Source organism: Kluyvera intermedia (genome assembly GCF_034424175.1).
GTDB classification, from domain to species: domain Bacteria; phylum Pseudomonadota; class Gammaproteobacteria; order Enterobacterales; family Enterobacteriaceae; genus Kluyvera; species Kluyvera intermedia.
Genome location: NZ_CP139986.1, coordinates 3,392,634 through 3,408,014 on the forward strand (window position 1 = coordinate 3,392,634; position 15,381 = coordinate 3,408,014).

Below are 15,381 nucleotides of genomic sequence, written 5' to 3' on the forward strand. Positions count from 1 at the left end.
GGCCGGGCTACGGTAGTCCACGTTTGTAGCCCGGGCGAGGCGTTTACGCCGACCCAGGGGTGGCTAAATGGGCGAAATTGCTTAATACGCTGCGCAAAATCCCCAGCCCTTGCTGTACCTGCTCGGCGGTGATGGTGCATGGCGGCACCACGTGAATGCGGTTTTCCACCACAAAACTCAGCAGCCCCGCTTCGGTCAATGCGCCCTTAATCTCCGCCATATCCCCGGCGGCCAGCGGCGTTTTCTTCACCCGATCGCTGACCAGTTCCAGCGCCTGGAACACACCACGACCGCGCACTTCTCCGATTAACGCCGAGGAAGCCGCCAGCGCTTCCAGCCCCTGGCGCAGCACGCCGTTACCGATGGTTGCGGCATTCTCGATGATGCGCTCCTCTTTCATGGTATCCAGCGTGGCAACAATCGCCGCCATCGCCAGCGGATGACCGGAGTAGGTTAATCCTCCCGCAAAAAAGTGATCGTCAAAATAGTGGGCGATCGGGTCGCTGATGATCACCCCGCCCGCTGGCACGTACCCGGCGTTGACCCCTTTGGCGAAGGTGATCAGATCCGGTACGATCCCATCTTGTTCGAAAGCAAACCAGCTGCCGGTACGGCCAAACCCGGCCATCACTTCGTCCAGAATCAGCATAATGCCGAACTCGTCCGCCAGCGCCCGCACACCCTTCATATACCCTTCCGGCGGCACCAGAATCCCGGCGGTACCCGGAATCGACTCCAGCAAGATGGCGGCAATCGCCTTCGGACCTTCGCATTCAATCATCCGGCGCAGGTGCGCCAACGCGCGGCTGCACTCTTCTTGTTCGCTGGTGGCGTTAAACTCACTGCGATACAAGTACGGGTTAAAGAAGTGCACGTGCCCGCGAGAATACTCGTTCGGAACACGACGCCAGTCGCCGGTGGCAGCAATCGCACTGCCGGTGTTGCCGTGGTAGGAACGGTAGGCCGACAGCACTTTATCGCGCCCGGTATAAAGCCGCGCCATACGGATGGCGTTCTCGTTAGCATCGGCCCCCGCGTTGGTGAAGAACACTTTGCTGAACCCTTCCGGAGCCAGATCCACAATGCGTTTTGCCGCCTCGCCGCGCGCCTGGTTGGCGGTGGCGGGCGCAATGGTCACCAGCGACTCAAGCTGCGCTTTCATTGCCGCTAGCACTCGCGGATGCTGGTAACCTAGGTTAACGTTCACCAATTGGCTGCTGAAATCCAGATAGGTTTTACCGTCGTAATCCCACAGCTCACACCCTTTCGCCCCGGCAATCACCAGGGGATTCAGATTCCCCTGCATCGTCCAGGAATGAAAAACATACTCTCTGTCCAGTTGGCGAACCGCGTTGTTGTTTAGCTCTGTCATCGTCATTCCTCGCATACCGTTGGCTGTGACCCATCATGTCGCTGGCGAAAAAAAAAGTGATAGAGCCAGTGTAGACCTGCGGTTGTGACACCGGTGTCACAACGCCATCTACCGACTGTCCCTCGGCAGGCAGAGTCCTGGTTTTTATAGTGTTCAGAACAACCTGCACAGGAGAGCACAATGCAAAATCGTAAAGTGGTGTTTATTACCGGGGCGACCTCCGGCTTTGGGGAAGCCGCAGCGCAGGTCTTTGCGCGCGCGGGCTGGTCACTGGTGCTGAGCGGTCGTCGGCTGGCGCGACTACAGGCCTTGCAGGCAGAGCTGGCATCACTGGTGCCGGTGCATGTGATGGAACTGGACGTGCGCGATAGCCAGGCGGTGGCGTCCGCGGTCGCCACCCTGCCCGCGGAATTTGCGGATATCACCGCGCTGATTAATAACGCCGGGCTGGCGCTTGCCGCGCTGCCTGCGCAAAAAGTGGAGCTGACGGACTGGCATACCATGATTGATACCAACGTCACCGGGCTGGTGAACGTCACGCATGCGCTGCTGCCAACGCTGATTCGCCACGGCGCGGGGGCCAGTATTATCAATATCGGCTCGATTGCCGGGCAGTGGCCGTATCCCGGTAGCCATGTGTATGGCGCGAGCAAAGCGTTTGTGAAACAGTTTAGCTATAACCTGCGTTGCGACCTGCTCGGCACCGGTGTGCGGGTGACCGACCTGGCGCCGGGGATTGCCGAAACGGAGTTTACGCTGGTGCGCACTAAAGGTGACCAGGCGGCATCGGATGCGCTTTATCGTGGTACGACGCCGCTGTCCGCGATCGATATCGCCGAGCAGATGTTTTATATCGCAAGCCTACCGGATCATATGAACATTAATCGCGTGGAGGTGATGCCGGTGCGTCAGGCGTGGCAGCCATTTGCGATTGACAGGGATTAGTATGGTTTGCTCCCTCTCCCTTGCAGGGAGAGGGCCGGGGTGAGGGTATTACGCGCACGTTTCCCCCTCACCCTAACCCTCTCCCCACGGGGGAGAGGGGACTGTTTCGCGCCGTTGCATGATTTTCTTCCCCCCTCCCATGGGTGAGGGAACCGAATGGCGTGGTTTGTATTATCGGCTGCTTTGCAAAAACTGTTTTACCCGCTCGGACTTTGGCTGCGTAAAGAAGATCTCCGGCGGGGCTTTCTCAATCAAAATCCCCTTCTCCAGAAACACCACTTCGTTCGACACCTGGCGGGCAAACTCCATCTCGTGCGTCACCACCACCATGGTGTAACCATCGGCTGCCAGCGATTTCATCACGCTTAGCACTTCATTCACGCGCTCGGGGTCGAGCGCTGAGGTCGGTTCGTCAAACAGCAGCACCTCTGGCGACATCGCCAGCGAGCGGGCAATCGCTACACGCTGCTTTTGCCCGCCGGAAAGGGTTATCGGGTAAGCTTCCGCTTTATTGGCCATCCCCACTTTTTCCAACTGCTGGCGCGCAATCGCCTGCGCCTCGCCGCGCTTCATGCCTTTCACGTGCAGCAGCGCCTCCATCACGTTCTGCTCAACCGTCAGGTGCGGCCACAGGTTGAAGCTCTGAAACACCATCCCCACCCGTTCGCGGATTTTCGACAGGTCACGGTGCGACATCGCTTTACCGTTGTTATCATCCACGCCAATGCGCTGACCGCCAATGTGGATCTCGCCCCGGTCGGGCTGCTCCAACCAGTTCATACAGCGCAACAGTGTCGATTTCCCCGAGCCTGAGGAGCCGAGAATACTGACCACCGTCCCCTTCTCCACCGTCAGGTTGATATCGCGCAGCACCTCAACGTTATCGAACTGTTTAGAGACATTTTTGACGCTTACCGCCGTGATATCAGACATGGCTCATTCCCCTTTTGGCGCTATAAACAGTTAACCGTTTCACCAGCAGTTCAAGCACAATGCTGATAGCCCAATACAGCGCAATGGCGACAATAAAGGCGTTAAACGGAATAAAGTAGGTCGCCTGCACGCTATTCGCGGCGGCCGTAATTTCTTGTACGGTAATAATGCTTAGAAACGCGGTGTCCTTCAGGCAGATAATCAGTTGATTGCCAAGAAGCGGCAGCGCGGAGGAGAAAATATTCGGCAGGACGATACGGCGAAAAAGCGTATAGCGGGAGAACCCCTGAACTATCGCAGCTTCAATATAGCCGTGTGAGAATACCCGACGCTGGCTGCGTAAAATCTCAAAGAAATAGGCGCCGTGGTAGATAACCAGTGCCAATAATCCCGCCGTCCAGGCATCAAGGCTCAGCCCCAACTCCGGCAGGCCGTAGTAGAGTAAATAAGCAAGGATCAAAAACGGGACGGCGCGCATCAGGTTTACCAATCCCATAATCACATTATTGAGTACGCGCTTTTGATATTCGGTGAGATAGCACAGCAGGACGCCGATAAATAACCCACAGACGGCGGCAATAATAAACAGTTCCAGCGTCGCCAATAGCCCGGCGAAAAAGTTGCCGCGCTCGGCCCAGATAATTGCCCATTGATTCATGATTCCTCCTGGGTTCAACGCGCCAGTCGTTTGGCTTTTCGTTCCGCCATGCTCTGGAGTTTCAGCAGCAGACCAATAATCACCACATACAGCAGTCCGGCCGCCAGAATGGGGGAAAGCGGTTCATAGGTCACAGATGAAATACGGTTAGTGACACGGGTGAGATCCACCACGCCGATGACTGCAATCGCCGGGCTGCCTTTGATTAAAAAGGACATCTCATTAACCAGTGCGGGCAGGCTTTCCAGCCACATTTGCGGCAGCATGATGTAGCGAAAATAGGGCCAGCGGCGCATCCCCACCGACTCCGCCGCTTCGCGCTGTTCCCGCGGGAAAGTGCGAAAAGCATTGCGCCAGATTTCGGCGTTAAACGCCGAGGTGTTCAGCGTCAGGGCGACAATCGCCGCCACCGTTTTATCCAGATTGATGCCCACGGTCGGCAGTGATAAAAACAGGAACAGTACCAGCGTCACCAGCGGCGTGGCGCGTGCCAGGCTGATATAGACCACCAGAATCTGGTCAATGACCGGGATTTTCATCATACGTACAAAGGCGATGACCAGCCCGATAACCACGCCACAGGCGATGGCGATAGCCGAGATCCAGAGGGTCGTCCATGCGCCTTCAAACAGTAACTGCCATGCGATTGAGTCCATGTAGCCCTCCTGTGTCAAACGGGCGGCGGGCTATCCCGCCGCATTCATTACTGTCCGGCTAATTTGTGGAATTGCGCGGCGCTGGTGATGGGTTCCGTTGGCAGGTCGTCATAGGTTTCGCCAAACCATTTTTTCTGCAAGGCAGCAAGCTGACCGGTTGCCCGCATGTGCTCGGTAAATTTCGTCATGTAAGCTAACAGCTCCGGCGAGCTTTTCGGCATCGGCCAGGCCATATAGCCCGGGCCGGAAACCGGCAGTCCTTTGGCGAAGACTTTCGGTTTGGCTTTCACCAGGTCGTTGACGGAAATCACCACGTTAATCACGTAGTCGAGGCGTTTGTTGGCTAAATCAGCATAGGCTTCCGGGTAGGAAGGATATTCCACCACCGGCCCCAGTTTGCCGCCGGTTTTTTCAATCATCGCTTTCAGTTCGGGTAAACGCGCTAATAACGCGCTGCCTGCCTGAAGACCCACTTTTTTACCGCTAAGATCGGCAATGGTATTTAACGAGGTGTCCCCCGCTCGCTTCACAAAATAGTGCTGCGCCGAAGCCCATGGTGGGGTGAAATTAAACACGTTAAGACGTTCATCGGTGACCACAGCACCGGTTAAGGCCATATCGTATTGCCCGGTTGAGACTGCGGCTAATAGCCCGGTCCACGGTAAAATACTTTGCGTGACGTTGAATTTGGCGTACTCACGCAGCGCCGCCAGCATATCTTTGTTAAACCCGTCGGCATTGCCGTTATTCATAAAGTTAAACGGCGCGTAATCATCCTCAGTCGCCACTTTTAACGTCCCGGATTTTTCAATTGCCGGTAAGTCGGCCGCAGCCACCTGCACAGAAAAGGTCATTGCCATGACGGCAGCCAGATAATACGAACCCATCGTTTTTTTCATCGTGTGACCCCTGTTAAACATGCCCGATACGTTTATTCCTGACGCCCTGAAAGCGTTGCAAGATATGTGCCGACAGCGACAAACCGAAGCGGTTGCGAGTGGCGTTTTTACTGTAGGGAGACTTTTTACTTTCTGAATAGAGCCAGTTTTTGCGCGTCGTTGTGTCAGACGATTTCAGGCTGGTACAAAAATTGCTGAGGTCTTTGAAAGCGAATGGGGAAAGGAGCAGCGGATGATTCGGCACTTAATGCACGTGGATTTCGACCGTCAGCGCGGTTTACAAGAGCAGGTTCGCGAGTCGCTGGTCAACGCCATTCTGGGCGGTATTTTTGCCGCCGAGACGCCGTTGCCCTCATGCCGACAGCTGGCGCAGCAGCTTCAGGTTTCACGAAATACCACCGCGCTGGTGTTCGAAAGTCTGGTCAACGAAGGCTATCTGATTAGCCGCCCCCGCAGCGGTTATTATCTGCATCCGGACTACCACGCCCCGCGCCAGAACAGCGCCGTACCTGCTCCGATTGATGCCGATAATGCACCATCATGGGGCAAGCGGCTCAATATTACCCCCAGCCAGCAGGAGTCGATATTAAAACCCGCTGGTTGGATGAACTACCGCTACCCATTTATCTACGGTCAGCCTGATGCCCGCCAGTTTCCGCTGGTGAGCTGGCGTTCAGCGGCTAACTGGTTGCACGGCGGCGCGCGCGACCCGTCGTGGGTTGTCGACCACATCGACCAGGATGTGCCGATGTTGATCGAGCAGATTCGCACTCGCGTGCTGCCCAAGCGCGGTATTGTTGCCGCGCCGGACGAAATTCTCATCACGCTGGGTTCGCAAAATGCGCTGTATCTGTTAACCCGTTTGTTGATGTCTCGCCAGACCCGCGTCGGCGTGGAAAATCCCGGATTTCGCGAAGCGATTAACACCTTTGGGCTGAGCGAATGCCAGATTGTGCCGCACCCGGTCGATGAACAAGGGATCGTGCTCAATGATGCCCCGTGCGATTACTACTATGTGACGCCAGGGCATCAAGTGCCGACCGGAGTCACCATGAGCAAAGCCCGTCGCAACCAGCTACTGACACACGCAGCCCAACACGATGCGGTGATTATTGAAGATGATTATGATTCGGAAAGTAACTTCCAGATAAACCCGCTCCCGGCGCTGAAAGCCAGCGACCGCAGCGGGCGAGTGATTTATGTCAGCAGCCTGTCGAAAGCGCTGTCACCGGGATTACGACTGGGGTTTATGGTCGCTGACCCGGACTTAATTGATGAGGCGCGCGCGCTGCGTCGGCTGGTGTACCGCCATCCACCGACCAATATTCAGTATCAGATGGCGCATTTTCTGGCGCAGGGCCATTACGAAACTCATCTGCGGCGCTACCGCGATGATTCTGCCAGACGTTGGGAGATGCTCAATAACGCACTTTCGACGCTGCTACCAGCGTGCCAGCCGCTGCCCGGCAGCGAGCATGCCAATGCTTTCTGGCTGCGCACGCCTGCGCATATCAGTACCCAGCAGTTAACCTGGCGTGCGGCGCATACCGGGGTGCTCATTGAACCCGGCGCGCGTCATTTTCTTGATATCACGCCGCCGGATAACTTTTTCCGCATGGGCTTTCATGCCATTCACCCCGACGCCATCGCGCCGGGGGTGGATGTGCTGCGTCATCAGCTTGCGCAGATGGGTTAACCCGCCCGGCGGTGCGCCCACTCGCGCAAACGCTGGAACAGCGCATACAGCGATGGGATAAACAGAATGCCAATCACCGTCGCCACCAACATCCCACTGAACACCGTGGTACCGATTATCTGGCGGCTCTGCGCCCCCGCGCCGGTGGAGAACATCATCGGCATGATCCCGATAATAAACGACACCGCTGTCATCATCACCGCCCGGAAGCGGCGCGTTGCCCCTTCACGTGCGGCATCAACAATCGACAGCCCCGCCTGCCGCTGGGCGCGGGCAAATTCGACGATCAGAATCGCGTTTTTCGCCGCCAGGGCTATCAGTAGCACCAGCCCTATCTGCACGTACACGTCATTCGCATAGCCCGCAAGCCACAACCACAGCAGCGCGCCACCGATGGCGAACAGCACCGACAGCATTACGCTTGCCGGTAGCGTCCAGCTTTCATACTGCGCGACGAGGAACAGCCACGCCATCGCTACCGCCGCCAGCACAATCCATATTGCCTGGTTGCCGGTCTGCTGCTCCTGCCAGGACAAGCCGCTCCACGCGTAGTCGTAGCCTTCCGGCAAGTGCTCAGCCAGCAACGTTTCCATCTGCATCATCGCCGTGCGGCTGCTGACCCCTTCTGCCGCCGAACCACTAACCGAGACCGACGGGAACTGGTTGTACTGCTGGATAAACGGCGCGCCAACGGTTGGCGTAATGGTCACCAGATTGCTCAGACGCACGCGCTCGCCGTGGTTGCTGCGCACAAACAGTTCGCTGATTTGCCCGGCGCGCTCGCGCCACTGCATGTCGTTTTGCATCACCACGTGGTAGACGCGGTTGTTGATACTGAAGTCCCCGGCTCGTGCGCCGCCGAATGCCGTTTGCAGGCTGCTAAAGATGCGTGATACCGGCACGTCTAAACGGGCGGCCTGGTCGCGGTCGACCGTCAGTGTCAGTTGTGGGACGTTGCTGCTCCAGGTGGTGAACACACGACTTAACTGCGGGTGCTGATTCGCCGCCATTAATATCGTGCGCGTCACCTGCTCCAGTTCAGCAGAAGATTGCCCGGCCTGCGCCAGAATGCGCAGGTCAAAACCGGCAGCATTCCCCAGCCCCGGCAGCGTCGGCGGTGCAAACAGCATAATGTTCGCTTCCGGCAGCGCATGAAGCTGGCGCTGTAATTCACCCATCACCGACGCCAGCGGCGCGCGCTGCGACCAGTCTTTGAGCATCAGCGAGATAAAACCGCTGTTAGACGCGCTGGTACCGCTGAGAATGCTAAAGCCGGAGACCTGAATTACATCCTCTACCGCCGGATGCGCCGCCAGCAGTTCACGCGCCTGCGTCATCACCGCTTCGGTACGTTCTAAAGATGCCGACTCCGGCAACTGGACGTTAGCAAAAACGTAGCCCTGATCTTCGGCTGGCAGGAAGCCTTTCGGCATGGTCATAAAACTAAACACCACCAGCAGCGCGGCGGTTAAGGTTGCCGCAACGGCCACCCACGGGCGGCGGTTCATCCACATCACTAATCGACCGTAGCCATCGCGCGTGGCGTCCAACCCACGGTTGAACAACACGAAGAATGCCGCAGGTTGCGCCGGACGCGGGCGCAGCAACAGCGCACAGAGTGCCGGAGTGAGAGTCAGCGCCACAATGCTCGACAGCGTCACCGCCGTGGAGAGCGTGACGGCAAACTGACGGTACAATTCGCCAACGATCCCCGGCAGCATCGCCACCGGGACAAACACCGCCAGCAGCGCCAGCGTGGTGGCGATCACCGGCCCGGCAATCTGACGCAGCGCCAGCGCCGTTGCTTCGGTGCGATTTAACCCGTCCGCCATATGCCCTTCGACGCTTTCCACCACCACGATGGCGTCATCCACCACCATGGTCAGCGCCAGAATAATCGCGAACAGACTCAGGGTGTTGGCACTGTAACCCAGCAGGTAGAGCACCGCGAAGGTGCCAACCAGCGACACTGGAATGGCTAACGCCACAATCAACGTCGCGCGCACGCTTTGCAGGAACAGCGAAACCACCGCCACTACCGCCAGCAGAGTGAGCGCCAGCGAGGTGCCAATCTCTTTAATGGTTGCCGCCACAAAGCGGGTGGTATCAAATTTGACTTCCCAGGTCAGGTCGGCCGGAAAGCGGTTTTGCAGGCGGGTGAGTTCGTCGCGCACGGCGCTCGCCACCTGCAAGGCGTTAGCGGTCGGCGTGGGATAAATGCCCATGTAGGCTGATTCCACACCGTTTAGCTGGGCGCTGGAATTGTAGCTGCGCGCGCCAAGCTCGATGGTTGCCACATCGGAAAGGCGAACTAACTGCCCTTGTTCACCGCTGCGCACCACGATTTCAGCAAACTCCGCTGCGGTAGTCAGACGTCCCAGCCCGTTGATGGTCAGGGTTTGTTGTTGACCGTTAAATACCGGCGGTGTGCCTACCTGCCCGGATGCGCCCTGCACGTGCTGCTCGCTGAGCGCTTTGGCGATATCGTCGCTGGTGATATTCAGCGCATTCATCCGGTCCGGGCGCAGCCAGATACGCATGCTGTAATCACGCGCACCAAACATCTGCACCTGGCCAACGCCCGGCAGACGCGCCAGCGCTTCACGGATCTGTGTGCTGGCGTAGTTACTGACCTGTAATGGCGCAAGCGTGCCGTTTGGGGAATAGAGGCTCACCCCCATCAGCAAATTACTCGCGCGTTTACGCACCTACACGCCGTTTTGCTGGACGTCGGTAGGCAGTTGCGCCACGGCCTGAGCGACGCGATTTTGCACGTCAATCGCCGCCATATCCGGGTCGGTTCCTGCGGCAAAAGTCAGGTTAAGACTGTAGCCGCCATCGTCTGAGCTGGTCGACTCCATGTACAGCATCTGGTCAACGCCGTTGAGCTGTGTTTCCAGCGGCGCGGCAATGGCCTCCGCCACATCCTGCGCGCTGGCGCCAGGCCAACTGGCGCTCACGTTCACCACCGGCGGGGTGATTTGCGGGTACTGCTCCACCGGAATAAGCTTCAACGCCACCGCACCGACAAAAGTCATCAGCAGCGCAATCACCATCGCGAAACGCGGACGACGGATAAAAAACGTCAGCATCGTTCACTCCTTCCTTAATTCAACGGCTGCACGGCTGCGCCGTCGGTCAGACGCTGTGCGCCTTCGATGACCACGCGCTCGCCTGCCTGAAGTCCCTGGCTAACGGCAAAATTTTGTCCCTGCTGCCCGCCTAATGTCAGGCGCAGCTGCACAGCGGTATTCTCAGACGTCAGCACCCAGCTAAAGTAGCCCTGCGCATCTTGCTGAACCGCCGACACGGGGATCATCAGACTCTCGCCTGTGACCTGTGGACGCAGCGTGACGTTAACATTGCCGCCCGGCAGCAGCCGGTGCTGCGGGTTGGCAAATTCGGCGCGAACGGCAACGCTTGCGGTACGCGCATCGATACGGTTATCGACGGAGGTCAGCACGCCATCTTCACGTTTGCCATCAAGGGTAATTTGCGCCAGCCATGCAGCTTTCAGCGTGCTGATATCCGGGTGCTGCCCGGCCTTGCTGTAAAATGCCGACTCGTCGAGCGCAAAACTCACGCGCACCGGGTCGAGCTGGACCACCTCCACCAACACGCCGCTGGCGGGGTTCACCAGGCTGCCAACGTGAAAGGCGCTGTGCCCCACGCGACCGTTCACCGGCGAGGTAATACGGGTGTAATCAAGGATAATCTGCTGGGCGCTGACCCGCGCTTTCGCCTGTTCAACGGCGGCAGCGGCGACATCACGCTGCATCTGCGCGGTATCCACATCATTACGGCTGATCGACTGGTGGGTTTTCAGGCTCTGGAAGCGAGTCAACAGCTGCTGAGCCTGACGTAACGAGGCCTGCGCGCTTTTTAACTCAGCCTGCGCTAACGCCAGCGCCGCACGCGGCTGGGCATCGTCGAGGGTAAACAGCAGGTCGCCTGCCTGAATATTTTGTCCATCCTGGAATTGGCGCTGCACGATTGCGCCTTCGGTACGGGCGCGGATATCGACGGCATGAATGGCCTCGACGCTGCCCGGTAACTGGCGCTCCACCGCATGTGGTGCAGGTTCAACGGTAGTGACACGTACCGGAACCGCAGCCGATGCGAGGGTGCAGTAAGCCAGCCCGCAGGCAAGCCAGGCGAGGCGGAGTGTTTTTTTCATCGGGGAGTCCTTGCAGAGTCAGTGCTCCTCTCCCTTAGAGAGGAGCACTTCAGGCTATGCGGTTTTGCGGAATCGGCGGGTCAGGCGCTTTTCAACTTCAACCACCAGGAACATCACCCCACCCATGGCGAGCGTAATCCCCCAGTAGCGCAGCGGCAGCGCTTCGGTGCCAAACAGCGTCTGCATCAGCGGCAGATAGATAATCGCCACCTGCAGCGCCAGCAGGACACCGGTCACAAGCCAAATGCCTTTGTTCTTCAACAGGCCGCTGTTCAAGGAGAAACGGTCGCTGCTGCGGCAGTTGATCATGTAAACCCACTGCGCGGTCACCAGCATCTGCAACAGCACGGTGCGGATAAACTCGGCGCTGTGGCCGCGCGGTGCCAGCCAGGCTTCCAGCATAAAGGCGGCGATGGCAATCATCGAGCCAACGAAGGCCACGCGCCAGACGGCAAAGGCATCCATCACGTGCTGACCGGTTTTACGCGGCGGGCGGTTCATCACGTTACGCTCGGCGGCTTCAAAGGCGAGGCCGAAGGAGAGCGTGGCGGAGGTCGCCATGTTCATCCACAAGATCAGTACCGGCGTCAGCGGGATAATATTGCCCGCCAGCAGCGCGATGATAATCAGCAGTCCCTGCGCCAGGTTGGTCGGCATGATAAACAGGATGGTCTTTTTCAGGTTGTCGTAGACCCGACGGCCTTCTTTGACCGAGCTGGCGATAGTGGCAAAGTTGTCATCGGTCAGTACCATGTCGGCGGCCTCTTTGGTCACCTCGGTTCCTTTGATACCCATGGCGATACCGACGTCAGCCTGACGCAGCGCCGGGGCGTCGTTAACACCATCACCGGTCATACCAACGATTTCACCGCTGTCCTGCAAGGCTTTTACCAGGCGCAGCTTATGCTCCGGGCTGGTACGTGCAAAGATGTCGTACTCCACCGCCGCTTTGGCCAGCTCGGCGTCGTCCATGTGCTCCAGCTGGTAGCCGGTCATCGCTTCGCTGCTGTTGTGGATCCCCAGCATCTGGCCGATGCTCATCGCCGTCTGCGGGTGATCGCCGGTGATCATCTTCACGCGGATCCCCGCGTTCTGGCAGGTGTGGATCGCATCAACCGCTTCTGGACGCGGCGGGTCCATCATTCCGGCAATGCCGAGGAACACCAGGCCGTTCTGGAGGTCGCTGTGGTCGAGCGTTTTTTGCCCAGCCTTGGCCGGTTTGGCCGCCGCTGCGACCATGCGCAGCCCCTGGCTGGCAAAGCGCGCCATTTCAGTTTCCCAATAACCCCGGTCGAACGGTGCAATACCGCGCGAAGTCTGCTGCTGCTGACACAAGGCAAACAGGACATCCGGCGCGCCGGTCACCATCACGGTCTCTTTATCAGCCAACTGGAAGTGGGTGGCCATATATTTGTACTGCGAATCAAACGGGATTTTCGCAATCAGTTGGGTACGCAGTGGCGTAAGGTTAGCCTTCGCCGCCAGCACCTTCAGTGCGCCTTCGGTTGGGCCGCCGGTAATCCCCCAGTGGCCTTCGGTATCCTGAACCAGCTGGCTGTCATTACACAGATCGATAGTCCGCAGGTAGGTTTCCAGTACCGTATTCGGCTGAACCTCGACCGCCGTGTCGCAGCCTTCCAGATAAATTTTGCCGTGCGGCTCGTAGCTGTTGCCGTCTACGCGGTAGCAGCTATCCGCGGTAATGATCGCTTTCACGGTCATTTCATTCATGGTCAGGGTGCCGGTTTTATCCGAGCAGACCACGGTCATCGCTCCCAGCGTTTCCACCGTAGGCAGCTTGCGGATAATCGCCCGCTTGCGCGCCATCGCCTGGACACCCAAAGACAAGATAATGGAGATAATCGCTGGCAGACCTTCCGGGACAGCGGCAACGGCCAGGCTAATCAGCGACAGCAGCAGTTCGCCCAGCGGGATATCGCGCAGCAGCATGCTGAAGACAAACAGCGCCACCATCATCGCCAGAATAATGGCAAAGATGGCCTTGCCAAGTTTATCCATCTGCACCAGCAGCGGCGTGCGGTGTTTTTCAATGCCCGCCATCATCTGGTTGATGTGGCCAAGCTCAGTCTCCTGACCGGTAGCGACCACCACGCCCATGCCGCCGCCCGCGCTCACGGTGGTGCCGGAGAACAGCATGTTGGTACGGTCACCCAACGACAGTTCACCGTGTAATGCTTCGGTGTGCTTATCAACAACGGTTGACTCACCGGTGAGGATTGCCTCTTCCACGCGCAGGTTGTGCGCTTCAATCAGGCGCATGTCCGCCGGAATGCGGTCGCCCGCACGCAGCACCACGATATCGCCCGGGACCAGTTCGGTGGTCGCCACCGTCATGTGGTTACCGTCGCGAATCACCTGCGCGTCACTTGCGAGCATGTTGCGGATGCTTTTCAGCGATTTCTCGGCGTTGCTTTCCTGAATATGACCAATCAGGGCGTTAATCACCGTGACACCGAGAATAACGGCGGTATCGACCCAGTGGCCCATCACTGCGGTTAGCGCAGCGGCGGCCAGCAGGACGTAGATCAGGACATCATTAAAATGCGCGAGAAAACGCAGCCAGGCAGGCTTGCCTTTCTTTTCCGGCAATGCGTTCGGGCCGTAGACATGCAGACGCTGCTGGGCATCGGCGGCGCTAAGCCCCTCGGGCTGGCTGTTCATCTGCGACAGGACATCCTGTGCAGAACGCTGGTACGCATGCTCGTGCGGGTCGTGACCCGGGTGTGGCACATTCTGATTGTTTATCATTTTTGACAAAATAGCGTTTCCTTTTAAATTCCTGCGAACGGAAAGCCTGAATTCATTTTCTGGCCAAGGCGATATCGTTAATTATTTACCGCGTTCAAAGAACGTTTATTCTCAGACAAAATTCTTTGTTGTATAAATTTCAAAACGACATTAAGTTTATTAACTGATATTAATATTACAGAATATTCCTAAACCCAATCTAAACGAGGTCATTATGTTTGGAATCTACAGAGGGCGCCGCCTGGCGCTGTACATAGTGTTAGCTATAGTGGTCGCTACGCTGGTTGGATACAGTACTTATACTTTTGTAAAAATACTGTCTGGTGCATGACGTTAATTTACGAAACACTTATTTAGTTTAATTTAGATTATTAATTGACATGCGCGATACGATTATTTTCGTAAGACTTGTTATTTATATTAATTATTCGCTTCGTCATTTATTAAATTAGAAACATTGCGTTCCATAAAAAATTACCGGACAATAATATCTTTAACTAAAGATTAACATTACATGAAGCATCCACTCGAAACGCTGATGACCGCCGCCGGCATTTTATTGCTGGCGTTTCTCTCCTGCCTGCTGCTGCCAGCACCGTCACTGGGGCTGACGCTGGCACAAAAGCTCGTTGAGACCTTCCATTTTATGGATCTCAATCAGTTCTATACGGTGCTGTTTTGCGTGTGGTTTCTGGCGCTGGGGACGGTGGAATATCTGGTGCTGCGTTTTGTGTGGCGGCGTTGGTTTTCGCTGGCGGATTAGATGATGGTGCGTCCCGGCGTCGCTTCGCTCGGCCAGGCTACGCGCACATACTTATTCCCTCGCCCCTTTGGGGAGAGGGTTAGGGTGGGGGGAAACCGGCGACAAAGCCACATCCCCGCTCCCCCCTGAGAAGATCAATGCGTTTGCGGGCGATGATTCTCTTTGCGGTACGCACCCGGCGGTTGATTAAACGTGCGGGTAAAAATACGCGTAAAGGTCTGCTGGGATTCAAACCCATACTTCAGGCAAATGTCGTACACCTTTTGATCGGTTGTACACAACTCATCCGCCGCCAAATCGAGCTTACGCTTGCGAATATAGCGCCCAAGGCTCTCCCCTTTGTGCTGTAAGAAAATGCGCTGCAGATGCCATTTTGAATACCCGGCTCGGCGAGCAATTTCATCAATGCGCAGCGGTTGATGCAGATTATTGTCAATCCATTCGACCAGTGTGTCGACAACCTGAGTGGCTAATTCGGTCATATACCCCTCCCCTCATTTAACTACAACCGGT

Annotated in this window: 11 protein-coding genes and 1 pseudogene; 3 read left to right on the forward strand and 9 right to left on the reverse strand. The window is 57.1% G+C overall.

Translation table 11 applies throughout. The features are described from left to right. Nucleotides 1–43: 43 nt before the first annotated feature. Nucleotides 44–1,372: an aspartate aminotransferase family protein gene (locus U0026_RS16400; protein WP_373859527.1), complete on the reverse strand. Its 1,329-nt coding sequence runs from the start codon at nucleotides 1,370–1,372 to the stop codon at nucleotides 44–46. 180 nt (nucleotides 1,373–1,552) lie between these two features. Between U0026_RS16400 and U0026_RS16405 the strand changes: the two genes are divergently transcribed. Then, a complete protein-coding gene (locus U0026_RS16405) occupies nucleotides 1,553–2,317 on the forward strand; it encodes an SDR family NAD(P)-dependent oxidoreductase (protein ID WP_062775261.1) in 765 nt (254 codons plus the stop codon). Nucleotides 2,318–2,488: 171 nt separating this feature from the next. On the opposite strand, the gene U0026_RS16410 is transcribed toward U0026_RS16405, so the two are convergent. From U0026_RS16410 to U0026_RS16425, 4 genes are read right to left on the reverse strand one after another with little or no spacing between them, the layout of a single operon-like run. Continuing rightward, nucleotides 2,489–3,250, reverse strand: a complete 762-nt coding sequence (locus U0026_RS16410) for an amino acid ABC transporter ATP-binding protein (RefSeq protein ID WP_062777155.1) — start codon at nucleotides 3,248–3,250, stop codon at nucleotides 2,489–2,491. Beyond that, nucleotides 3,243–3,908, reverse strand: a complete 666-nt coding sequence (locus tag U0026_RS16415; protein WP_062777152.1) for an amino acid ABC transporter permease — start codon at nucleotides 3,906–3,908, stop codon at nucleotides 3,243–3,245. The genes U0026_RS16410 and U0026_RS16415 overlap by 8 nt, the downstream gene beginning before the upstream one ends. Before the next feature lie 14 nt (nucleotides 3,909–3,922). Next, nucleotides 3,923–4,564 (reverse strand): amino acid ABC transporter permease, encoded by a 642-nt coding sequence (locus U0026_RS16420; RefSeq protein ID WP_062777149.1) that lies wholly within the window; start codon nucleotides 4,562–4,564, stop codon nucleotides 3,923–3,925. A gap of 47 nt (nucleotides 4,565–4,611) precedes the next feature. After that, nucleotides 4,612–5,463, reverse strand: coding sequence for a transporter substrate-binding domain-containing protein (locus tag U0026_RS16425; RefSeq protein WP_062777146.1), 852 nt, complete (start codon nucleotides 5,461–5,463; stop codon nucleotides 4,612–4,614). Between the two features lie 232 nt (nucleotides 5,464–5,695). On the opposite strand from U0026_RS16425, the gene pdxR reads away from it, so the two are divergent. Beyond that, nucleotides 5,696–7,159 carry a MocR-like pyridoxine biosynthesis transcription factor PdxR gene (gene pdxR / locus U0026_RS16430; protein WP_062777144.1) on the forward strand — a complete coding sequence of 488 codons (1,464 nt, stop codon included), beginning with the start codon at nucleotides 5,696–5,698 and terminating at the stop codon, nucleotides 7,157–7,159. Here the strand turns inward: pdxR and U0026_RS16435 are convergent. From U0026_RS16435 to U0026_RS16445, 3 genes and pseudogenes are all read right to left on the reverse strand, one after another. Next, nucleotides 7,156–10,251: pseudogene (locus tag U0026_RS16435) on the reverse strand (efflux RND transporter permease subunit). The gene pdxR and the pseudogene U0026_RS16435 sit on opposite strands and share 4 nt — an antisense overlap. Before the next feature lie 14 nt (nucleotides 10,252–10,265). After that, nucleotides 10,266–11,336, reverse strand: a complete 1,071-nt coding sequence (locus U0026_RS16440) for an efflux RND transporter periplasmic adaptor subunit (RefSeq protein ID WP_062777141.1) — start codon at nucleotides 11,334–11,336, stop codon at nucleotides 10,266–10,268. A 54-nt stretch (nucleotides 11,337–11,390) separates the two neighbouring features. Further along, a complete protein-coding gene (locus tag U0026_RS16445) occupies nucleotides 11,391–14,114 on the reverse strand; it encodes a cation-transporting P-type ATPase (protein ID WP_373859559.1) in 2,724 nt (907 codons plus the stop codon). Between the two features lie 505 nt (nucleotides 14,115–14,619). Between U0026_RS16445 and U0026_RS16450 the strand changes: the two genes are divergently transcribed. Next, the gene (locus U0026_RS16450) at nucleotides 14,620–14,868 is read left to right on the forward strand and encodes a DUF1158 domain-containing protein (protein ID WP_062777136.1); all 249 of its coding nucleotides are present in this window, start codon (nucleotides 14,620–14,622) and stop codon (nucleotides 14,866–14,868) included. Between the two features lie 134 nt (nucleotides 14,869–15,002). Here U0026_RS16450 and U0026_RS16455 read toward each other — a convergent pair whose 3' ends face one another. Next, complete coding sequence (locus U0026_RS16455; protein WP_062777133.1) at nucleotides 15,003–15,350, reverse strand: RamA family antibiotic efflux transcriptional regulator; 348 nt, start codon at nucleotides 15,348–15,350, stop codon at nucleotides 15,003–15,005. Between the last annotated feature and the right edge of the window lie 31 nt (nucleotides 15,351–15,381).